Source organism: Methylomonas fluvii (assembly GCF_014850975.1).
Lineage (GTDB): Bacteria > Pseudomonadota > Gammaproteobacteria > Methylococcales > Methylomonadaceae > Methylomonas > Methylomonas fluvii.
Map to the genome: position 1 here is coordinate 1625785 of NZ_JACXST010000003.1, position 20660 is coordinate 1646444.

The 20660-nt window shown below is 52.8% G+C and carries 21 protein-coding genes; 13 read left to right on the top strand and 8 right to left on the bottom strand.

The features are described 5' to 3' along the window. Nucleotides 1-127: 127 nt before the first annotated feature. From ndk to tpx, 8 genes are read left to right on the top strand one after another with little or no spacing between them, the layout of a single operon-like run. Entirely contained in the window at nt 128-559 is a 432-nt protein-coding gene (gene ndk / locus EBB_RS24965) for a nucleoside-diphosphate kinase (RefSeq protein WP_033155547.1), read from the top strand. Further along, complete coding sequence (gene rlmN / locus EBB_RS24970; protein ID WP_020485276.1) at nt 534-1646, top strand: dual-specificity RNA methyltransferase RlmN; 1113 nt, start codon at nt 534-536, stop codon at nt 1644-1646. Before ndk ends, rlmN begins: the two co-directional genes overlap by 26 nt. Nucleotides 1647-1671: 25 nt before the next feature. After that, nucleotides 1672-2397 (top strand): type IV pilus biogenesis/stability protein PilW, encoded by a 726-nt coding sequence (gene pilW / locus EBB_RS24975; RefSeq protein ID WP_225587753.1) that lies wholly within the window; start codon nt 1672-1674, stop codon nt 2395-2397. Between the two features lie 19 nt (nt 2398-2416). Then, nucleotides 2417-3703, top strand: coding sequence for a histidine--tRNA ligase (gene hisS / locus EBB_RS24980; RefSeq protein WP_192396332.1), 1287 nt, complete (start codon nt 2417-2419; stop codon nt 3701-3703). Between the two features lie 33 nt (nt 3704-3736). Continuing rightward, the gene (locus tag EBB_RS24985; RefSeq protein WP_192396333.1) at nt 3737-4393 is read left to right on the top strand and encodes a YfgM family protein; all 657 of its coding nucleotides are present in this window, start codon (nt 3737-3739) and stop codon (nt 4391-4393) included. Between the two features lie 28 nt (nt 4394-4421). Next, nucleotides 4422-5633, top strand: a complete 1212-nt coding sequence (gene bamB / locus EBB_RS24990; protein WP_192396334.1) for an outer membrane protein assembly factor BamB — start codon at nt 4422-4424, stop codon at nt 5631-5633. Nucleotides 5634-5637: 4 nt separating this feature from the next. Continuing rightward, nucleotides 5638-7029, top strand: a complete 1392-nt coding sequence (gene der, locus EBB_RS24995; protein WP_192396335.1) for a ribosome biogenesis GTPase Der — start codon at nt 5638-5640, stop codon at nt 7027-7029. Between the two features lie 20 nt (nt 7030-7049). Further along, nucleotides 7050-7547, top strand: a complete 498-nt coding sequence (tpx, locus tag EBB_RS25000; RefSeq protein ID WP_192396336.1) for a thiol peroxidase — start codon at nt 7050-7052, stop codon at nt 7545-7547. Nucleotides 7548-7624: 77 nt separating this feature from the next. Here the strand turns inward: tpx and EBB_RS25005 are convergent, their stop codons facing one another. The 3 genes from EBB_RS25005 to EBB_RS25015 all read right to left on the bottom strand — a co-directional run bounded on the left by EBB_RS25005 (nt 7625) and on the right by EBB_RS25015 (nt 9006). Beyond that, nucleotides 7625-8179 carry a hypothetical protein gene (locus EBB_RS25005; protein WP_192396337.1) on the bottom strand — a complete coding sequence of 185 codons (555 nt, stop codon included), beginning with the start codon at nt 8177-8179 and terminating at the stop codon, nt 7625-7627. Nucleotides 8180-8329: 150 nt separating this feature from the next. After that, nucleotides 8330-8719, bottom strand: coding sequence for a glycine zipper family protein (locus EBB_RS25010; RefSeq protein ID WP_192396338.1), 390 nt, complete (start codon nt 8717-8719; stop codon nt 8330-8332). Nucleotides 8720-8760: 41 nt separating this feature from the next. Continuing rightward, a complete protein-coding gene (locus tag EBB_RS25015; RefSeq protein WP_192396473.1) occupies nt 8761-9006 on the bottom strand; it encodes a hypothetical protein in 246 nt (81 codons plus the stop codon). Nucleotides 9007-9177: 171 nt separating this feature from the next. On the opposite strand from EBB_RS25015, the gene EBB_RS25020 reads away from it, so the two are divergent. Further along, a complete protein-coding gene (locus EBB_RS25020; protein ID WP_192396339.1) occupies nt 9178-9681 on the top strand; it encodes a YkgJ family cysteine cluster protein in 504 nt (167 codons plus the stop codon). A 191-nt stretch (nt 9682-9872) separates the two neighbouring features. Here the strand turns inward: EBB_RS25020 and EBB_RS25025 are convergent, their stop codons facing one another. The 3 genes from EBB_RS25025 to EBB_RS25035 form a co-directional block, all read right to left on the bottom strand. After that, nucleotides 9873-10385 carry an aspartate carbamoyltransferase gene (locus EBB_RS25025; protein WP_192396340.1) on the bottom strand — a complete coding sequence of 171 codons (513 nt, stop codon included), beginning with the start codon at nt 10383-10385 and terminating at the stop codon, nt 9873-9875. Between the two features lie 213 nt (nt 10386-10598). Next, nucleotides 10599-12467: a diguanylate cyclase domain-containing protein gene (locus tag EBB_RS25030; protein WP_192396341.1), complete on the bottom strand. Its 1869-nt coding sequence runs from the start codon at nt 12465-12467 to the stop codon at nt 10599-10601. A gap of 88 nt (nt 12468-12555) precedes the next feature. Next, on the bottom strand, nt 12556-13368 hold the full coding sequence (locus tag EBB_RS25035; RefSeq protein ID WP_192396342.1) for a Crp/Fnr family transcriptional regulator: 813 nt from the start codon (nt 13366-13368) through the stop codon (nt 12556-12558). Between the two features lie 389 nt (nt 13369-13757). Between EBB_RS25035 and EBB_RS25040 the strand changes: the two genes are divergently transcribed. Both EBB_RS25040 and EBB_RS25045 read left to right on the top strand, forming a co-directional pair. After that, nucleotides 13758-17396: a PAS domain S-box protein gene (locus EBB_RS25040; RefSeq protein WP_192396343.1), complete on the top strand. Its 3639-nt coding sequence runs from the start codon at nt 13758-13760 to the stop codon at nt 17394-17396. Next, nucleotides 17393-17992, top strand: a complete 600-nt coding sequence (locus tag EBB_RS25045) for a response regulator transcription factor (protein WP_192396344.1) — start codon at nt 17393-17395, stop codon at nt 17990-17992. The genes EBB_RS25040 and EBB_RS25045 overlap by 4 nt, the downstream gene beginning before the upstream one ends. Before the next feature lie 233 nt (nt 17993-18225). Here EBB_RS25045 and EBB_RS25050 read toward each other — a convergent pair whose 3' ends face one another. Beyond that, nucleotides 18226-18507, bottom strand: coding sequence for a hypothetical protein (locus EBB_RS25050; protein WP_192396345.1), 282 nt, complete (start codon nt 18505-18507; stop codon nt 18226-18228). A gap of 334 nt (nt 18508-18841) precedes the next feature. On the opposite strand from EBB_RS25050, the gene EBB_RS25055 reads away from it, so the two are divergent. Continuing rightward, the gene (locus EBB_RS25055) at nt 18842-19153 is read left to right on the top strand and encodes a hypothetical protein (RefSeq protein WP_051669669.1); all 312 of its coding nucleotides are present in this window, start codon (nt 18842-18844) and stop codon (nt 19151-19153) included. 17 nt (nt 19154-19170) lie between these two features. On the opposite strand, the gene EBB_RS25060 is transcribed toward EBB_RS25055, so the two are convergent. Beyond that, on the bottom strand, nt 19171-19992 hold the full coding sequence (locus EBB_RS25060; protein WP_192396346.1) for a thermonuclease family protein: 822 nt from the start codon (nt 19990-19992) through the stop codon (nt 19171-19173). Between the two features lie 15 nt (nt 19993-20007). Here EBB_RS25060 and EBB_RS25065 point away from each other — a divergent pair, with 15 nt between their 5' ends. Next, nucleotides 20008-20553: a DUF1415 domain-containing protein gene (locus EBB_RS25065; protein ID WP_192396347.1), complete on the top strand. Its 546-nt coding sequence runs from the start codon at nt 20008-20010 to the stop codon at nt 20551-20553. Nucleotides 20554-20660 lie beyond the last annotated feature (107 nt).

Below are 20660 nucleotides of genomic sequence, written 5' to 3' on the forward strand. Positions count from 1 at the left end.
AGCACAAACCGGACCGCTTCAGCGGCTTCGGGAACACACTATACGGCAGGGCGTTTTTCAACACCCTGCCTGACAAGCTATAATGCGCAATTAATTTTTCAATCAACATCCTCACTGGAGTTACACAATGGCAATCGAACGTACTTTCTCAATCATCAAGCCTGATGCAGTCGCTAAAAATGTGATTGGGGAAATTGTTAGCCGCTTCGAAAAAAACGGCCTGCGCATCGTCGCATCCAAAATGCTGCAACTGACCCAAGAGCAAGCCGAAGGCTTTTATGCCGAGCATAAAGAACGTGGCTTTTTCAAAGACTTGGTTAGCTTTATGACTTCCGGCCCTGTCGTTGTCCAAGTATTGGAAGGCGAAAACGCGGTTCTGAAAAACCGTGAACTGATGGGCGCCACCAATCCTAAAGAAGCGGCGGCCGGCACCATTCGCGCCGACTTCGCAGTCAGCATCGACGAAAACGCCGTCCACGGTTCCGATGCGCCAGAATCTGCCGCGAGAGAAATCGCTTACTTCTTCTCTGCTAATGAACTCTGCGACCGTATCCGCTAAGCCGGCATTGATTAATCTGCTGGATTTCGACAGAAAAGGCTTGCAAGCCTTTTTTGTCGAGCTCGGCGAAAAGCCGTTTCGCGCCACCCAGGTGTTGAAATGGATTTATCAGGAAGGCATCTCGGATTTTGACGAGATGACCAACCTGAGCAAATCGCTACGCAGTCATTTAAAAGAACACTGCCAGATCAAAGTCCCGGAAATCGTCGCCGAACAATTGGCGTCCGACGGCACTTGTAAATGGGCCGTGCAGATGCACTGCGGCAATCGGGTGGAGACCGTTTACATCCCGGAAGAACGCCGCGCTACGCTATGCGTGTCCTCGCAAGTGGGCTGCGCCCTAGCCTGCACCTTTTGCTCGACCGCCAAACAAGGCTTCAACCGCAACCTCTCCACCGCCGAAATCATCGGCCAGCTCTATCTGGCTCAGCAACGCCTGGGACCGGAACGCCGCATCACCAATGTAGTGATGATGGGCATGGGCGAGCCGCTGCTGAACTTCGACAACGTCGTGGCAGCCATGAATTTAATGATGGATGACTTTTGTTACGGCCTGTCCAAACGCCGCGTCACCATCAGCACCTCGGGTATCGTCCCGGCAATGAAGCGCCTGAACGAAGTCTGCGACGTCAGCGTCGCCGTTTCCTTGCACGCCCCGCATGACGCATTACGCGACCAATTGGTGCCGATCAACGTCAAATACCCGCTAAAAGAGTTGATGGAAGCCTGCCGCGAATACGCCAAAACCGGTCCACGCAAGCACATCACCTTTGAATACGTGATGCTGGATGGCATCAACGATAGCCCGGAAGACGCCCGCACCTTAGTCAAGCTATTGAAAACCGTGCCGTCCAAACTGAATTTGATTCCGTTCAATCCGTTTCCGCAATCACATTACCGTTGCTCCAGTAACGCCGCCATCCTGAAATTTCGGGATATTCTGCATAATGCCGGCATCGTCACGACCGTCCGCAAGACCCGCGGTGAAGACATCGATGCAGCCTGTGGGCAATTGGTCGGTCAAGTACAGGATAAAAGCCGCAGACATTTAAAATTGCAAGCACAAGGACTCTCGCATGGCCAATAGGCGGGCTGCTCGCGGATTAGTGCTGATGAGCTTATTGCTAGGCGCTTGCGGCCTGCTACCGGACACCCGCGAGACGATGAGTAATGCCGAAAAAGCCAAGCTCAATCTACAAATGGGCGCGCGTTATCTGGATATGGGCATGCTCGACATCGCCAAGGAAAAGCTGGAAACTGCCGTGCGGTTGGATTCCAGCAACCCGGAAACCCATAACGCCCTGGCGGTCTTTTACGAGCGCATCAAACAAACCGAAGCAGCCAGCGACAGCTATCAAACCGCGCTGAATAAGGATTCGGATAATTTCAGCATCAAGAATAACTACGGCCGCTTCTTGTGCGAGCAAGGCAAATTCGACAAAGGCATCGCGCTGCTCCAAGACTCGATGGCATCGCCAATGAACAACCGACCTTGGTTTGCATTAACCAATCTGGGCGTTTGTTACGTTAAGCAGAACGACATGCAGCGCGCCGAAGAGTATTTTCGCCAGGCCTTACAATCTCAGCCCGATTACTCACCTGCCTTACAGGAAATGCAACGTATCAGTTATCAGAATGGCCAGTTCATGTCGGCCAGGGCGTTTCTGGAACGCTACCTGGGTGTCGCCAAACATACCCCTGAAACGCTGTGGATAGCCTTTCAAACCGAACGGGCGCTGGGTAACAGTAAAATATCCGAAGAATACCGCGAGCAATTGATTAGCTCATTTCCTGCTTCCAAAGAAGCACAACAAGTCAAAACCGCGATCAGCAAATAATCCGGCAACAAACAAGATCATGGCAAAACAACAACAGGCTATCCAAGCCATCCGCGGCATGCACGACATTCTTCCTGAGCAATCGCCCTATTGGCAATGGCTGGAAGGCCAGGCTAGACAAGTGCTGGGTGCCTACGGCTATCAGGAAATCAGGCTGCCCATCGTCGAAAAAACCGAACTTTTCAAACGCTCGATCGGCGAAGTGACTGACATCGTCGAAAAAGAAATGTATACCTTCGACGACCGCAACGGCGATTCGTTAACCCTCCGCCCCGAAGGCACCGCCGGCTGTCTACGCGCCTGCCTGGAGCACGGTTTATTGCATAACCAAAGCCATCGTTTGTGGTACTACGGCCCCATGTTCCGCCACGAACGCCCGCAGAAAGGCCGTTACCGGCAGTTCTACCAGCTGGGCGTGGAAACCTACGGCATGCCCGGCCCGGACATCGACGCGGAAATCATCGCGCTGACCGACCGACTCTGGAAGCAACTGGGCATCCGCGACAAAGTCGAGCTGCAAATCAACTCCTTGGGTACCAGCGAAGAACGTCTGGCCTATCGCGGCAAACTGGTCGAGTATTTCCAACAACATCTGGCGGTTTTGGACGAAGACAGCTTGCGCCGTCTGGAAACCAATCCGTTACGGATCCTGGACAGTAAAAATCCGGATATGCAGGCCATGCTGCAGCAGGCTCCGGTGTTGCTTGAGCACCTAGGCGAAGAAAGCCTGGCACATTTCAATAGCCTAAAAGCTACGTTGGACGATCTGGGCATTACCTACCAACTAAATACCCGCTTGGTGCGCGGCCTGGACTATTACGGCAAGACCGTATTCGAATGGGTCACCGAACACTTGGGTTCGCAAGGCACTATCTGCGCCGGCGGCCGCTACGATGGATTGATCGAACAACTGGGCGGCAAGGCTAATCACGCCATCGGCTTTGCGATGGGCATGGAGCGTATCCTGGCTCTATTGGAGTTGCTGGATCACGTCCCGGTTGCCACCAGCACCGACGTCTACATGATACGCGTCGGCACAAATGCCGAAGCCGCCGGCATGCGCCTGGCCGAACGCATCCGCGATGCGCTTCCAGGCTTGAAGTTACAAGTCAATTGCGGCGGCGGCAGCTTCAAAAGCCAGTTTAAAAAAGCCGATAAATCCGGCGCCGAGTACGCCATCATTATCGGCGACGACGAAGCCCAACGCGGCGAAGTGGCCTTGAAACCCTTGCGCATCGACGCAGAACAAAGTACGCACAATCACGACCAACTCCTGCAAACCCTGCAAGACTGTTGCAGCCAATAATCCCTTGTAACCTGATAATAGAAGAGAACTACCGTGGCAATTTACGATACCGAAGAAGAACAACTGGAACAGTTGAAAAAATGGTGGGAAGCCAATCAGACTTCATTGATCGCCGGTGTTGTCACCGCAATAGTATTGGTGAGCGGCTGGAATCTTTGGCAAAACCACCAACTGGACAAACGCAATCAAGCCTCGCAAATGTACCAACAATTATTGGACAGCGCGGCCAAGGACAATGGCGAATCCACCGAAAAACTGGCGGAACGCTTGCCTATCGAATTTCCCGGCACCGCTTACGCCCACTATGCCGGCCTGCAACTAGCCAAAAGTAAAGTGCAAAAAGGCGATCTGGAAGGCGCTAAAGCCATTCTGGAAAAATCGATCAAAGAAGCCGACAGCGATGAATTAAGACATGTGGCCCGTCTGCGCCTGATTCAGTTAATGCTGGCTACCGGCCAATACGAACAAGGTTTGCAATTGATCGCTGCGGTCGATCCGGCCAAATCGGAAGGCTTTTCCGCCAGTTACGACGAATTGCAGGGCGATCTGTACGTGGCGCTGGACCGCTTGGACGAAGCCCGTAGCGCTTACCAAAGCGCCATCAGAACCGGTCAAGCCACCCCGCTGACGCAGTTCAAGCTGGACGACGTCGCAACGCCTAGCAACGCTGCCCCTGCGCCCGCCAATTAAGCTCACGCCAACGGATACACGCTTTAGCATGTCAATCAGGAATTTCAGATACCGCTCAGTTCTCCCGCTGCTTGCCTGCCTGCCGATGCTGGCCGGCTGCGCGGGATTGGATGCCGGACGCGATTTTATCTCGGGCTTAACGGAATATATCACCGGTGACGACGACAACGCCGATCCACCGGCTGCCTTGCAGGAATATACCCCGGAAGTGCAAGTCGAGGTGCTGTGGAAAGAATCCGTCGGTAATGGCGCGGACGAAAAATACCTGAAACTGATACCCGCAGTTGCCGAAGGCACCGTGTATGTTGCCGACAACAAAGGCCATTTACAGGCGCGTGGCGCCGGTAACGGTAGTCTGACCTGGGAAAACAACACCGATTACAGCTTTTCAGCGGGTCCCGGACTCGGTGTACACACGGTGGTGATGGGTACCAGCACCGGCGAAGTTATAGGTTTTGACAAAGCCAACGGTGAACAACGCTGGAAAATCGACGTGCCCAGCGAAGTATTGGCCGCCCCTGTGGTGAGTCGCGGCATCGTCATCGTCCGTACTACCGACGGCAAAATCATCGGCCTAAAAGAAGAGAATGGCGCGCAACTCTGGACCTTTGAGCACAACGTGCCGGCCTTGAGTATCCGCGGCACCGGTGCACCCATCATCATTGACGACAATGTGATTGCCGGCTCGGCTAATGGCAAGCTGGAAGCCCTGCAATTGAAAGATGGCAAATCCATCTGGGAAGCTACCATCGCAATACCCAGCGGTCGGTCCGAAGTCGAACGCTTGGTCGATCTGGATGTCGATCCGGTCGCGGCGCGCGGCGCTATTTATATTGCCGGCTTCACCGGCGGCACGTCTTCGGTATCCGAAGTGGACGGCGACGTGCTGTGGCGCAACGAAGCGGTGTCGTCCTACACCGGTCTGAGTCTGGATTATCGCTACCTTTATGTCAGCGATACCCAAAGCGAGGTCTGGCAACTGGATCAACGCAGCGGTGCCTCGCTGTGGAAACAAAAAGACTTACACAACCGCCAATTGACGGCGGCGGTGGTTTATCAAAATTATGTGGTGGCCGGCGATTTCGAAGGCTATGTACATTGGCTGTCCAATAGCGACGGCCGCCAATTGGGCCGGATTCAGGTCAGTAAAGCGGCGATAGAAGCCAAGCCGGTAGTCGTGGACGACACTGTTTTCATTTACGCCAAAGACGGCACCTTGGCCGCTTTGAGAGCAAAATAAATTCATGTTACCTGTGATCGCCCTAGTGGGCCGCCCCAATGTGGGCAAATCTACGCTGTTTAATTACCTAACGCGCAGTCGCGAAGCATTAGTTGCCGATTATCCCGGCCTGACCCGTGATCGCCAGTACGGCCGCGTCAAACGCGGCGAGCGCGATTGCCTGATAGTCGATACTGGTGGGATTACCAACGAGCAGGAAGGCATAGACGTCTTCGCCAAAAAGCAGGTGGAAATAGCGCTGCAGGAAGCCGATGTGGTGTTTTTCATGGTCGATGCCCGCGACGGCCTGAACGCCACCGATGAAGCGATAGCCGATATGCTGCGCAAACTCGGCAAACCGGTGGTGCTGGTGGTGAATAAGGTCGACGGCATCGACAGCAATACCGTGACCAACGATTTCTATAGCCTGGCGCTGGGCGAACCGATCGGGATTGCCGCTACCCACGGCCGTAATGTCCACGATTTACTGGATCGCATTGACGAATTATTGCCAGTAGTCGAGGACGAATTCGAAGAACAAGATCCGGGTATCGCCATTGCGATCGTCGGCCGGCCGAATGTCGGCAAATCGACGCTAGTGAATCGCCTGCTGGGCGAAGAACGCGTGGTGGTATTCGATGAAGCCGGCACCACCCGCGACAGTATCTATATTCCGTTCGAGCGCAACGGCCAGAAATTCACGTTAATCGATACCGCCGGCATGCGCCGCCGCTCCAGAGTGTCATTGACGGTGGAAAAATTCAGCATCATCAAATCGCTGCAAGCCATCGAAAAAGCGCATGTGGTGATTTATTTGATCGATGCCCGCGAAGGCGTGACCGATCAGGATGCACACATTTTGGGCTTGGTGCTGGAAGCCGGCCGGGCCTTGATCATCGGTCTGAATAAATGGGACGGTCTAAACGCCGAGCACCGTGATTTCGTCAAGAAACAAATCGAAATCAAATTATCGTTTCTAGAGTTTGCCGAAAAGCATCCGATCTCTGCGCTGCATGGCAGCGGTGTTGGGAAGTTGTTCGACGTGGTGCATACCTTGTACGACTCGGCGATGACCGATATGTCAACGCCCTTGCTGACCCGGATTTTGACCGATGCCCTGGCAGCGCATCAGCCGCCGCTGGTCGGCGGCCGCCGCATCAAATTGAAGTATGCGCACCAGGGCGGCCGCAATCCGCCTGTTGTCGTGATCCACGGCACCCAGACCGATGCCCTGCCCGGTGCCTACAAACGCTATTTGATGAATTATTTCCGCGACCAGTTGCGACTGACGGGCACGCCGATACGCTTGGTATTCAAGTCGCCGGAAAACCCGTTTCAAGGCCAGAAAAATCCGCTAAGTGATCGCCAGGTGAAAAAACGCAAACGCTTGATCGATTTCAGCAAACGCAAAAAATAAAAACATACAGGGAGCAACATATGGCAACTATCACTTTCCAAGGCAAACCGATCAACACTATCGGCGATTTACCGGCGGTAGGTACGCAAGCGCCGGATTTCCAATTAACCAATCGTAAAATGCAGGACGTCGGCTTGGCTGAATTCGCCGGCAAACGTAAAGTGCTGAACATTGTCCCCAGCCTGGATACGCCCACCTGCGCCACCTCGACGCGCAAATTCAACGAAAAGGCTGCGCACCTGGACAATACCGTAGTGCTGGTTGTGTCGGCTGACCTGCCCTTCGCGCAAGTGCGATTTTGCGAAGTCGAAGGCATCAAACACGTCGTGCCGCTGTCGACCTTTCGTTCTAAATTTGCCCATGACTATGGTGTCGAATTATTGGACAGCATCCTGGCAGGCCTAACCGCCCGCGCTATCGTGATCATCGACGAAAACGACAAAGTGATCTACACCCAGTTGGTCAGCGAAATTGCCGACGAGCCTGACTACGTCAGCGCCCTGGCCGCCCTGCATTAAACGTGACACAGAGCGCCGAGTTCAGATTTTTCAACTCGGCGCGAAGCCACAAAGATTCTTCTAAATCTCTGGAATCATTAAGCCGTTGCTTGGCGTTCCGCCTGATCGTACATCGCGCCAAATAGCTGAATAACGACATAAATCATGGTTCTAGCAGTACGAACCGCATCAGGATCCGCCGGGCTATCGGCAACATAGGCGCTGATGGAATCATCCATGAATTTAACCAAGCCGGCTTGCGAATTGCTCTCGATCAGACGCTCGGTAAATCGATTCTGAAATTTGTCGCGAAATTTCGTATCCATCGGGTTACCCGGCATAAATGCCTGCAACTCCGCATCGAGTAAGGCGGCCGTATTCTGTAACCATTCCATACTCAATGCTCTTTGCTCCGGCAAATCGCCAAAGGCATGCCGGAATACGCAAATCACATCGAAACAAAGATCCATGAATAGATTTGCCAAATTTCTATCCTTGTCGGCAATCAAAGCCGAAAACACGCCAAAGATCGTTTGCGCCAAGGCGCTCTGCTCGGTTTGGAATTGCTGAAGTATGCTGCGGCCAGCGTTTTCATCCTGGCTTTTGGCGTATTGCAGGGCCTGATACAGCTCTCGGTCGGTTAATTCACGCATCGTCGGTTCTAAATAAGTTCGATAAATATCCAGGAGATATATTATCAAGCCCATGCCTGATAACGGATATTTATAGTATGTAGACCATTGAACCGACCTTTAAACATCCTCGCCCTCCATGGCAAAAATCAGGATTTTCAGATATTTTCTTTAGTTAACCAGGGTATGGCCGCGTTGGCGCATGCAGGTTTTAAATGCCCGTTTAAAGCCCTCGTTAGCTTTGTAACCTTCCCATAATCCCGCGGGGATAGCCAATATTGCACCGCCGGCTGCGCCGGTGGCGGCGCTGCCGGCTATCGCACCGACTGCCGCGCCGCCCGCTGCACCGGTAACCGCACCGACACCGGCGCCCATGCCGATTTCTTTGGTGATATCCGACGCTTGTTCCGCAAGAGACTTACACTCGACCATGTCGCGTTGCGTGGTTTGCGGCTGTTGGTCCAAGCGCGGGTCGATGATCGGATGCCAGCCACTCATGGATGCGCAACCGCTGGTTAACGTGGCAAGTAACAACATACTGCCGAAATATTTTTGTGTCATTTTTTTCTCCAAAAGGCATGTTTAAATCGTAAGCTAAAATCTCAACATTGCTGTTTGAGATATGGAGCGGCTGGCGCTACGGAGGATTGCTCCGGCACGCAATAGAGTGGATAAAGTTGCGAGATAATGCTGCCGATGGGTATGTACCATTCCTTAAAATCTATCGGCAGCTCGAGTAGGGGCGCAGTGATGCAGTATTTTAAAAGACCGTCAATGGCAACATAGATGCCGCCGCCGATGCGTTTTTCGCCAAGCTGTTGATTGATAGCAGTATTCGAGTCACACATAATCGCTCCGTAAGTCGTTCACTTGCGAAAAATTCTAAGTTTGGCGACTTAAAATCTACTTAAGCTTTGATTAGAATCCGGTTAAAACGCCGCCGGCTGCTCAGTACACACGAACCGGCGTCACGCTCGGAAAGGCTTTGCAAAACCCGATTAAACAGGCAGTATGTTCCAATGAAAAACCTCACCCAACTCCATGCAGATATCGACACGCGGGTAAAAACCATCCGCGACAACCAGCCCGATTGGCTATGCCGCCAGGGTTGTGACGGCTGTTGCCGCAGGCTTGCCGCAGTACCCAAGATCACCGCAGACGAATGGCATTGTCTGCAACAAGGCCTGATGGCTTTACCGCCGGAACAATTTCGGAAAATCGGTGGGGAGATTGCAGCGTTAGCCGGCCAAACAGCGCGCCCGGTCATCTGTCCGATGTTGGACAAAGCCAATGGCGCTTGCCTGGTCTATGCACACCGCCCTATCGCTTGCCGAACTTACGGTTTCTATGTCCAGCGCGATCAGGGGCTGTACTGCAAAGACATCGAAGCGCGCGTAAGTGATGGTGCGCTGAGCGAAGTGGTGTGGGGCAACCATGACGGCATTGATCATCGGCTACTTGCGCTAGGCGAGTCGCGCGACTTGCCGGACTGGTTTGCGGATTGGCAGTGGGATGCTGATTGAATTGAGGCTATAGCCCCGACACGCTGTGGGTTTGTTTTTGATAGTAAAAGGACCTAATACGCAGATCAAAGAGAAGCTGTCGCCGGTACACAGAGAGAAGGACCAGCGACTCATACCACTCAACGAACCGCGCCGGCTCAGTAAGCCCTCATGCGCGCCTGGGGTTGCCCCGAACAGACACGCCTCCGCCATCATTCAGCAGCCGGCGAATGATGGCTATTGTGATCAGGTATGTCCGGATTGCCGTGGTCCTCGGCTTGAGCATCGAACCATTCGTGCAGGGCCTGAACGAATTGGGGATATTCGGTAGAAAAATGAATCTGTCCGCCGTTATCCAAAGCTTGATATTGAACTTTAATATCATCGACTTTTGCCTTTTTTAACTGCGCCAGCCCCGGCATTTCCGCACCATGCAGACGTTCCGTCGCCGCATAATTACCCGCTTGGTATTGTTCCGCCCTTTTTTGCAAATGCCCCTGAATTAATTTGATTTGCGAGGCATCATTGTCCGCGGATTTGATCACCACATGCTGGACACCGCCGTGCACCGTTTTAGTAAAGGTTTGTACCGTCCCCTGCACCGCGTAAGGCACTATTGTCTGTAACTGTTCTTGATTGATGGGTTTAGCAGGCGCATGCTCAATGGCTTGCACGACGATCAGGCATTGTAAAATGCCCAGTATTATCAATAGGTAGTGTTTCATGGCGATACTCCGAGTAGATTGACATTCATCCTGAACACTGAGTGTTTTATTCGGTCGATTATTACCTTTCGCTCCGCACCTGTTGGCGAAGTCCCCTAATTGGCTTCGATAAACATAGCCGGAGCGGGATGCCGTTGATAAATAGGGCCGGATTGCCACCCAGTGATTCGCTGGCTCCGTTCTTCATACACAAAATGCGTTTTAGCAAAATCTTCAAGCTTTCCATTGCAGGAATTGATCGAGGCGCTCGACGTTATCAGGTAAAAATACATGCACCTGGTTCCGGCCTTTTTCCTTGGCTCTGTAGCACGCGCTATCGGCGTTACTTAAAAACTCATCAACATCCCGAACGGTACAGGTCACAGCAGCTACGCCAATGCTAGCGCTCACGGTAAATTCGGCATCACCCCAGTTAAATTTGAAATTGCGCAGGCTATTGCATAGTTCATGGGCAATATTTCGCGCTTGATCAAGTGTGGTGTGTTCTAGCAACAACGCGAATTCGTCGCCACCCAATCGGGCCAGAGTGTCGCGTTGCCGCAGTTTGAAGGACAAAACGCTACTTATTCTGCGCAGTAATTCGTCCCCGGCCGCGCGTCCACAGGTATCGTTGACCTGCTTAAAATGATCCAGATCGAGATAACAGAGCGCATGTTGAAAATAGCCGGGACGGGCGCTCGCCAATACTCTAGCCACGCGTTGTTCAAAAGCGGTCCGATTAAGCAGCCCGGTCAAGGGGTCGTGACTAGCCTGATAGGCCAAACTCTGGCGTTTGGCGTGAGCTGCCGACATATCCCAAAACACCAACATCAAGCTGTCGACAAATCCATCCAGCGCGACCGGATAAAACGAATATTCAACCGGAAATGACCGGCCATCCTTGCGTTTAAAATTAGCGGTACTACGTTGAGCGATGATGTCGCGGGCCATATCAGGCAACTTGAGCGCTTCCAGCGCTAAGGTCAAATCCTCCGCTATCATGGCAACGATGTCCTGCCCCAGCACGTCTATATCGGCGTAACCCAAAATCTGCAACGCGGCCCGGTTAACGAAACTGCAGCGACCATTCACATCAAGACCGACAATACCTTCGCCGGCCGAATCCAGCAGTAAGCGAAAACGCCTCTCGCTGTTGCGCGCCTCGGTATTGGCGTGTTTGAGCTTCACCAAAGTGGCGTCAAGACTGGCATTGGCGGACTTGAGGATGGCGCATTGTTTTTCCAGTTGTTCCGTACGCTTAAATACCAACTCCTCCAAACGTTGCCGGTAATAGCTCAGCTCCTGTTCGGTTTCTTTGTCTTTGGTAATATCAATCAGGACACCCTGCAAAAACAAACTTTCGCCGGCTTCATTCCGCACTACGTTGGCTTCGTCGAGAAACCAGCGATGGCTTCCATCCTGTTTGCGTAATCGGTATTCGCACCGCAGCGGCGCATGATGTTCATAGGTATAGGCATAGGCTTCTACGGCCACTGCCAGATCGTCCGGATGCACCCGCTTCAGCAAACCTTGCGGATCATCAAGCCAAGCTTGCTCGGGAAAACCTAATTGAGCAATTTGCGGACTGACATATAACAGCTTTACCGGCGTTTCCAGCGATGCGATATAAGCAATCACCGGCATTTGTTCCACCAAGGCCCGGTACTTAGCTTCCGCCTCACGCAATTGCGCCAGGGCCTCGTCCTTCTCCGCAAGCGTGTGCTGTTCATCCTGCTCTCGGCAGACGTCAGTGGGCGATGCGGCGTCCGCGTTGCCAGCGCAGTCGTCAGATTGGTCCGTGACAACGGCCGCATCATCCAATTCCATCTGCATCAGGATGGAGACATTAGCCTGCTCGACCGTTTCCGCTTGATTGGCAATGTAGTCGGCGGCCAGCATATCCGGTGATTGCCGGTCCCAGCGCATTCTTTCGGGCTGGCGGTCTTCGGCGAGTTTAAGACCATGATGACTGGGTTCTCCCTCACAAAACGCCGAGTCATGATCCCGAAACGCCGCCAAGGAATGTTTGTTCGCCATCCGGCTGGCAGGATCGTGGTCCATAACAAGTAAGCAGCTATTGGCTTTGGCTGATGCAGTACTCATAAAATCGCCCCCTATCGGTGACTGGGTTTCAATAGCCGGAGTGACCAGACAAAACCACGGGGCGATTTTTCAACGCCGGTAGCCTTTATCAGCCAAACGCGTAGCGTCTCCTGAGATCTTTAGCATGTCCATAAGTGGTAATGGCGGTAATAGGTTTGGACAGCAGCGACGGATTGGCGCTGACAGCAAGTAGCCGAGCAAACTCGTTTTTGATGACCTGGTAACACTCGCAACTTTGCGCTTCCAGGCCGGCGCGCTCCAGCACGCTGATTTGACCACGGCAATACCGAATGACCCCGGCTTGCTGTAATTTCCCGGCAGCCTCAGTGATGCCTTCGCGGCGCACGCCCAACAGACTGGCGATGGATTGCTGCGTTATTGCGATCTCGCTCCCGCTCTGCCGATCCAGGATCATCAATAGCCAACGCGAGAATTGTTGTTCAATTGCATGGTGCCCGTTGCAAGCCGCTGTTTGCGTCATATGCGTCAGCAGTGCCTGGGTATAGCGGAGTAACAACCCTTGCAGCGCTCCGCAACACTGTCCATCCATCCGCTCAATTTCCTCATCAAATACGCTTTTGCGCAAACGATAGGCGTAGCCCGGCGTCACCACTAAGGCTTGATACGGTATGGATTCACCGCCCATGAACAGCGATATGCCCAGCATGCCTTCGTTGCCAATCAAAGCCAGTTCGCTGGAAGCGCCATGCTCAGTAAAGTAAAGCTCGGCTATCACCCCGGTCACCGGGAAGTAGACATAACGCAATGACTCATCCGGTTCACAAAGCACATCGCCACAACTCATTTCAACCCGTTCCAGTAGACTGAAAACATAGGCATAATGAGGCGGGGGCAGCATGGCGAGAAGCTGGTTTTGTCTTGGCTGGTCCATTTCACTCATCAGTTATTTCCGGATTGTTTGGCGAGGGCTGCATCAGGTATTCATATTGCTGAAACGGTAAATCCATACCAACATAGCGCGTTTTAACACAGCCGCTATCCGCTAAAAATACGTACTGCTACTTAGATTGCAGATAAGTTTGACAGGGCTAATTTTTCGCCAGCATACTTCTGCGCGAACCGGGGCAAGAAGCCAAGTCTAGGCATAGATCTTCACAAACTAAGGCCAGCTATTTCGGCTTATGGCCGGGTTAAAACCCGGCTGCCAACTCCCGCTATTGCCGAAACAGGGCTTCCAGGCCACCCTCATCCGCACAATAGGGCTTGAGTTACAACCATAGTAAGAAAGCCTGAAGCGATCTAAACTCTGTCCAAAATGGAAGATGTCTCATGACTGACGAGCGCTGTAAGTCCGCACACACTGAAAGTACTGTTCGACAAAAAGCGGAGAACAGACGCCCAAGCTCAAACAAAACCACCTGTTCCCCAGATGCTTCAGAGACAACCTTACATGAACTGCAAGCACGTCTGCTTGAATTAGAAACCCAAAATCAATCGCTCATTCAGGCCCAACATATACTTCAGCAATCGCGAGACCGCTTCCAGCATCTTTACGATTTCGCCCCGATCGCCTACCTCACACTCAGCCCGAACCAGCGAATATCCGCTATCAACTTTGCGGCCGCAGCATTGTTGGGTGTTGAGCGCCAAAACTTAATTGGCCGTCATTTTTCAAGCTTGATTGCCGATCAGAGCCGCGGCTTTTGGCAACAGCATTTATTGCAGATTCAGCAACGCGGCGAAAATCAGCCTTGCGAATTGCCAATGCTGCGTGGCGATAACGCTGCATTTCCTGCCAGACTCGACTGCCTGATGCTTACCGATCTCGCCGACCAGACGGAACTGCGCATTGCTCTCACCGACCGCACTCGTCAAACGCAGGCAAAATCATCGCTGCAGGCGCAAAGCCCGGTGCTGTGCGCGGCGGTTATACAATCGGCCCGGGATGCCATCGTCTGCATCGACGCACAATACCGTGTCGTATTATTCAATCCCGCAGCCGGCAAGCTGTTCGGCTGCCAGGCGGGTCAAGCCATTGGCGACGCTATCCAACGCTTTATTCCGGCTGGCTTTCCGGCCATTTATTCAGCGCCAAAGCCAGGAGGCGATAGCGATCATCAGGCGCACGAACTTCGCACAGTCACCGGTATGCGCGCTAGCGGCGAAGAGTTTCCGATGGCAGCCGCCATTACCGAGATAGACACAGGCGGGCAATTCTTTTATTCCCTCATCTTGCGCGATGCGAACGGGCACAGCCCACTACCAGCCGAATATCATTTGCAGGATCAGCTGTCCAAAGTAGCGGCTTCCGTACCGGGCGTTATTTGTTCTTTTCGTTTGGCTACGGATGGTTCAGCCAGCATGCCTTATGCCAGTCAGGCACTTGAATCCTTGTACGGACTGCCTCCCGAAGAAGTGGCCGAAGACTTTAGTCCGGTATTTGCCAGGGTGCATCCCGACGACATCAAACTGATCAACGAAACCATCAGCGAATCGGCGCGCAGCCTGAAGCCTTGGCGCGACACCTTTCGCTACCAACACCCTAGTAAAGGCGAAATCTGGATTGAAGGTCATTCCATGCCGATGCGGGAACAGGGCGGCAGCATTTTGTGGCATGGCTATCTCCAAGATATTACCGCGCGAAAACAGGCTGAATCGGTCTATCGCGACCAGGATAGGGAACTGCAACTGATCATGGATGCCACGCCGGCGCTGATCGCCTATTTGGATGTCAATTTTCGCTATGTACGGGTGAATGCGACTTACGAACACTGGTTCGGTATTTCTCCGGAACAGGTTATCGGCCGCAGCGTACCGGATATTCTGGGTGGTGCGGCCTGGGACATGGTCCGGCCGTATCTGGAACGGGCATTGACGGGCGAGCCGGTTAGCTTTGACCAGCAAATTCCCTATGGCAACGGTAAACCCCGCTGGGTGCACGCGACCTATATTCCCAATGCCGATGAAGCCGGCAGGTTGAAAGGTATTGTGGTGCATGTGATCGACATCGAAGAGCGCAAACTGTCCGAGCAGAAAATTGCCCTATTGAACCAACGCTTGGAACGCCGTCTGGAGGAAATGCAGGTTATTTACAACACGGTACCCATTGGACTCGCCATCGCCGGTGACAATAGCGGGCAACATATCCGTGGAAATCGGGCCAATGAGCAGATGTTAGGCTTACCCCCCACCTCGGAACTATCACTGTCCAGCGAGATCCCGCCGGCCATAACAGTATTGCAAAACGGCTATCCGCTGGCCGCTGAAGATCTGCCGATTCAGCGTGCGTGCCGGGGAGAAGTGGTGAGCGGCGAGACACTGGATATAGTCCGCCCGGACGGCAAAGTGATTACCGTGGTATCCAATGCATCGCCCTTGCTGGACGATAAGGGCCAACCGCGCGGAGCCGTTGGCGCATTTTTGGACATTACACCGCTGAAAGTGGCTGATGACGCCCTGCGCCGCAACGAGGCTTTCGTACGCTGTGTTCTGAATTCGCTGCCCGCGCATGTGGCGGTATTGGATGATAGCGGCTTGGTGACGACGGTCAACGCGCCTTGGGATTGCTTTGCTATCGAGAACGGCGGTTCGTCCAGTCAATTGTCGGAAGGCGCCAACTACCTTGAGGTTTGCCGCCGCTCGTCGGCGACAGGCGACCGGGACGCACAGAAGGCTTTGACCGGCCTTGAGGCCCTGATAGCCGGCCACCAGCAAGAGTTTATGATGGAATATCCCTGTCGAACCGCGCTTGGCGAGCTATGGTTTATGATGCATGCCAAACGCATTACCCAAGGTTTCCAGGGCATGATTATTACCCATGTAGACATTACCGAACTGAAGCGCACTCACGCGGAGTTACGGCATACCGAGACCCGTCTGGCACTGATCATCGACGAAGTGAACGCCGGTTATTGGGACTGGGATTTAGTCTCGCAAACCTTATTTCTCTCGCCGGAATGGAAACGGCAAATCGGTTTTGACGACCATGAGATGCAGAACCGCTGGGAAGAGTGGGAATCTCGATTGCATCCGGATGATCGGGCATGGGTCCTGGCAAGCACTAAAGACTACCTGTCCGGACATTTACCTGCTTACGAACTGGAATTCCGCTTGCGCCACAAGAATGGCTCCTACCGCTGGATCCATTCGCGCGGCAGCTTATTGCACGATAAAAATAACCGGCCTTATCGATTGCTGGGCATCAATTTCGACATCACTGACTACAAACTGACCCGGGAATTGAGCGAACGCCGAAATCGGATGGAACAGTCATTTCGGGTATCGTTGGCGACGCAGACGATAGCGGCAATTGCCCACGAACTAAACCAACCCCTGGCCGCCATTTCCTCGTATGCCGATGTGGCCTTACGCCTCTACCAATCCGAAAAACCGGATTCGCAAAAACTCAACCATGTTTTGGAAGCCTGCGTGCAACAAGCTCAGCGTGCCGGTGAAGTCATCAGACAATTATTTAGCCATTTGAATAAAACCGAGACCGTCGGTGAACGGATCGATATTAATTTTCTCGTGACAGAAGCCTGCGCGTTTGTGAAAAACGACAAAACCCTAGACACTTTTAACATAGAACTAGACCTCGCCGCCGACTTGCCTCAGACCACTGTCAATGCGCTGCAAATTCAAAAGGTGCTGGTCAATCTGATCAGTAATGGTCTGGAATCGATGCAGGAACACGGTAAGCTCTCCGAAGTATTGCGCGTAACCACCGGCCGATACGCAGACGATCCTGATATGGCAATAGTCTGTGTTTGTGACAGCGGTAAAGGCTTGGCGAATGCGATTGCCCTGAAATCCCTCTTTCAACCTTTTTACTCGACTAAACCCGCGGGACTGGGAATGGGCTTGGCCATCAGCCGCGCCTTGATTCAAGCCCATGGCGGCCAACTGTGGGCGGAGCGGAATGTCGGCGACGGCCTCAGCCTGTTCTTTACCTTGCCGTTTGCGAAATGAATACTCAGCCCTGTGTATTCGTGGTGGACGACGATGATGCGGTCCGCGACAGCTTGGGTTTAGTATTTGAAACTGCGAGCCTCGCGTATCAAACATTTGCCAGTGCCGAGTGCTTTCTGGAAAGCTATTGTCCGGAACAGCCAGGCTGTCTGGTACTGGATGTCAACATGCCGGGTCTGGATGGTCACGAACTGCAAGCCGAACTTATCCGCCGCCACATCCACCTTCCCATTATTTTCCTGACCGCCTATGGCGACATACCGATGACAGTGCGCGCGATGAAGGCGGGAGCCGTTGATTTTCTGACCAAACCGGTCAGTACCGAACTATTGCTCGACAGGGTACAGGCCGCGCTACAGAGTGAAATCAACACCCAGGCACAGGCCATAAAAGGGCTAAATCGGCTAAGCGGGCTGACGTCACGCGAACTCGAGATTATGGGGATGGTGGTGGCCGGTCTAACCAACAAAGAAATAGCCAGACGTTTGGGGATTAGTCACCGCACTGTTGAAATCCACCGCGCCAAGGTGATGGAGAAAACCGGCGCGACGAATCTGCTGGAACTCGCCCGGATCTATGAGGCCTGCCGAATCTGAGTGCATCTATCCCATTAAACCGGCCCTTCGCTAACCTTTGTTTCCATAAATGCGAGGCTCAATAGACCCAAATGCACGCCATTGATAGGCCTGATGAATATTACTAATTTAACAAATCCTGTTTTTTGACTTACCGTATGCCAACCTCAAGTAAAACTCCATTTACAAGACCCGTTAGCAATACCAAATCCGAAAATAGGTGTAACAATGACTAGAGAAAAACTTACTACTGCTCAAAAAAATCTGCTGAATAAATGCCCTAAGGAATGGGCTGTCGTACCGGTTGGATCCACTAATAAAACATTGATTGCGCTGATGAAAAAAGGCTTGGTCGATTCGCGGCTATTAATCAATACATTGTTCCCAGAGCTCTCCAGATGCGAATGGCGCATAGCGCCATAGCCGCCAAAACAATAAAAAGCGCTTGCAGGCCTGCCTTGTTCGGCGGAATAAGGCATAGCCAAGAATGTCTCCCGGGCTGCCATCAGCGCTGTCAAAAGCCGTTTTGCAAGCATAAGCGGCCTGTCGTCCGACCAACAGCTCATTTCAAAACTAACAACCGCAGTTCAATAGCAACCGGATTTTTAGATCGCCACCCAAATTGCTGGTGCTGACTGATCAACTGCCGCGCTTACCGGGAACTTTGTCCCGTAAAATGACATCCGAGAACTAAGTTTGATTGAGCATTTGGGCGGGTACATTTAAAATCCCTACCTAGATACTCAGATTTTCTTGAGAAGCTTATTATTTTGGTCGAATGTTATTTAGGAAGTATGTTTTTTACATCAATTCGCCGGTTGTCCTCTACAGCATGCGTGTATGCGGCGGCATAGGTCAGTGGTAGCCACTATGATGACTAGCGATGATTCGGCACGCCGCCGAGGGGCGCGCCGTCAGCAAGAACGCCGGACTAATCCGTTCGCCTTCAATTCCGCAGAGTGGATCGCTTTCGTTCAGCAACAATATGTGCTGTGGCCAAAACAAGATCGGCGGGTTTTGGATCGGCGGCGGGCCGAGCGCCGCGAGATTGATCGTCGAGCGGGACTGCGCGACGCGGAGCGGGAAATCCCGTTTCAACGCACTCGCTGGTTTTCCGCAGAGCACATCCTCGACGACGAGGAAAAGCAAATGATCCAGGCTTTATTCGCCGAAGAAGAGTAAGCGGCCCGGCGCCAGCATCAACGCAACACGATGTCCGCCGGATGCCGCACCTGCACGGCAAAACGTTGTTTCGAGCGCCTCACCCACCCCCTCACTTCCACATCCTTACCCACATAGGTTTCCAGCGGCGGAAACAAGCCGGCCGATATTGGCTCGACACTGATGGATACCGCATCGGAGAATTGCAAGTAGCTGTGTTTAGCCGTCCTTTTGACCGCGCGAATGCGTCCGGTTAAGCGCTTCCAGCCCTGGTAATTGCCCTCATCGAGCAGTTCCGCAGCCAGCGGCGCATAGGCCTGGTCACCCCAAATCCCTAATTTGGCTTGCTCGGCACTGCGCTGAGCCGACAGCAAGCTATCGAGATATTTGAAGTTCGGCGGAAAAATATTCACCGTGGCTAATCCGCGTTTTACCAGTTCCAGATTGATATGCTCCTTGTCTTCGGTAAACACGTAGGCCAAAGTACGCTGATATTTGTCCTGTTTTTCCACATCGCCTTGCAGGAATACCTTCTGATGCTCCAACTTTTGCTTCAACCAGGCCTTGGCCTGCTCGCCACCGGCCTCTGCTGACTTGTTACGGCCGGCAACCTCCGGGGTATTGATCCCTAAAAAACGGACTTTCTGGCCGTCGCTTAATAAGATAGTATCGCCATCGAACACCTTTTCTACCCGATAGGAGGCGACGCCAGGATCGATGCTTAAGACTTTGGCGTTTTCATTGCCATGATCGGCATAATGGCGGCGACCTTGCGAATCGGTCCATTGATAGACTTCGGCGTTTACTAAAGCCGGCAATAACGCCAACAGCCAAAGACAGTGTTTAGTGCTTTTCTTCATTTTTTTTCGATCACCATGACTAACCAACAAATTATCGCCGCTACGCAGGCTTGGCTAAAAACTTTTGTTATTGAATACAATATCTGCCCGTTTGCCCGGCGCGAGCAGGAAAAAGGCAGTATTCGCTATCAGGTCGTGTCGAGCAACAGCATTGAGGATAGCCTGGAAGCGGTCATTGCCGAGTGCGCGCATCTTGATTCCGAGCCCGATACCGAAACCACCTTGCTGATATTTAATGAGGGGTTTGCCGACTTCGAAGATTTCCTAGATTTGCTGGCTATCGCCGAGCAATTGCTGATCGATCAAGGCTACGAAGGCATCTACCAATTGGCCAGTTTTCACCCAGACTATTGCTTTGCACAAACGCCGACAAACGACCCCAGCAATTACACCAACCGTTCCCCCTACCCCATGCTGCATCTGATTCGCGAAGACAGCATCGAAAAAGCCGTCGCCAGCCATCCCGACCCGGAGGGCATTCCCGACCGCAATATAGCGCTTACCCGCGAATTGGGCCTGGAAAAATTGCGGGCGATTGTAAATGCCTGCTACCAACAGTAGCGGAAATATTTGCCGGATGCGTTCGGTTTTCTCGTTTCAAGATTAGCCAAGTTCTGATAGCAAGGCCGCGGCGCAAAATAAGCCTGTCGAATTGTTGATTCGGTGGG

What these genes read in the sequence shown, in the direction of transcription:
- ndk (WP_033155547.1), top strand. Translation starts at nt 128, where the DNA reads ATGGCAATCGAACGTACTTTCTCAATCATCAAGCCTGATGCAGTCGCT.
- rlmN (WP_020485276.1), top strand. Translation starts at nt 534, where the DNA reads ATGAACTCTGCGACCGTATCCGCTAAGCCGGCATTGATTAATCTGCTG.
- pilW (WP_225587753.1), top strand. Translation starts at nt 1,672, where the DNA reads ATGAGCTTATTGCTAGGCGCTTGCGGCCTGCTACCGGACACCCGCGAG.
- hisS (WP_192396332.1), top strand. Translation starts at nt 2,417, where the DNA reads ATGGCAAAACAACAACAGGCTATCCAAGCCATCCGCGGCATGCACGAC.
- bamB (WP_192396334.1), top strand. Translation starts at nt 4,422, where the DNA reads ATGTCAATCAGGAATTTCAGATACCGCTCAGTTCTCCCGCTGCTTGCC.
- der (WP_192396335.1), top strand. Translation starts at nt 5,638, where the DNA reads ATGTTACCTGTGATCGCCCTAGTGGGCCGCCCCAATGTGGGCAAATCT.
- tpx (WP_192396336.1), top strand. Translation starts at nt 7,050, where the DNA reads ATGGCAACTATCACTTTCCAAGGCAAACCGATCAACACTATCGGCGAT.
- EBB_RS25005 (WP_192396337.1), bottom strand. Translation starts at nt 8,179, where the DNA reads ATGCGTGAATTAACCGACCGAGAGCTGTATCAGGCCCTGCAATACGCC.
- EBB_RS25010 (WP_192396338.1), bottom strand. Translation starts at nt 8,719, where the DNA reads ATGACACAAAAATATTTCGGCAGTATGTTGTTACTTGCCACGTTAACC.
- EBB_RS25015 (WP_192396473.1), bottom strand. Translation starts at nt 9,006, where the DNA reads ATGTGTGACTCGAATACTGCTATCAATCAACAGCTTGGCGAAAAACGC.
- EBB_RS25020 (WP_192396339.1), top strand. Translation starts at nt 9,178, where the DNA reads ATGAAAAACCTCACCCAACTCCATGCAGATATCGACACGCGGGTAAAA.
- EBB_RS25025 (WP_192396340.1), bottom strand. Translation starts at nt 10,385, where the DNA reads ATGAAACACTACCTATTGATAATACTGGGCATTTTACAATGCCTGATC.
- EBB_RS25030 (WP_192396341.1), bottom strand. Translation starts at nt 12,467, where the DNA reads ATGAGTACTGCATCAGCCAAAGCCAATAGCTGCTTACTTGTTATGGAC.
- EBB_RS25035 (WP_192396342.1), bottom strand. Translation starts at nt 13,368, where the DNA reads ATGAGTGAAATGGACCAGCCAAGACAAAACCAGCTTCTCGCCATGCTG.
- EBB_RS25040 (WP_192396343.1), top strand. Translation starts at nt 13,758, where the DNA reads ATGACTGACGAGCGCTGTAAGTCCGCACACACTGAAAGTACTGTTCGA.
- EBB_RS25045 (WP_192396344.1), top strand. Translation starts at nt 17,393, where the DNA reads ATGAATACTCAGCCCTGTGTATTCGTGGTGGACGACGATGATGCGGTC.
- EBB_RS25050 (WP_192396345.1), bottom strand. Translation starts at nt 18,507, where the DNA reads ATGCTTGCAAAACGGCTTTTGACAGCGCTGATGGCAGCCCGGGAGACA.
- EBB_RS25055 (WP_051669669.1), top strand. Translation starts at nt 18,842, where the DNA reads ATGATGACTAGCGATGATTCGGCACGCCGCCGAGGGGCGCGCCGTCAG.
- EBB_RS25060 (WP_192396346.1), bottom strand. Translation starts at nt 19,992, where the DNA reads ATGAAGAAAAGCACTAAACACTGTCTTTGGCTGTTGGCGTTATTGCCG.
- EBB_RS25065 (WP_192396347.1), top strand. Translation starts at nt 20,008, where the DNA reads ATGACTAACCAACAAATTATCGCCGCTACGCAGGCTTGGCTAAAAACT.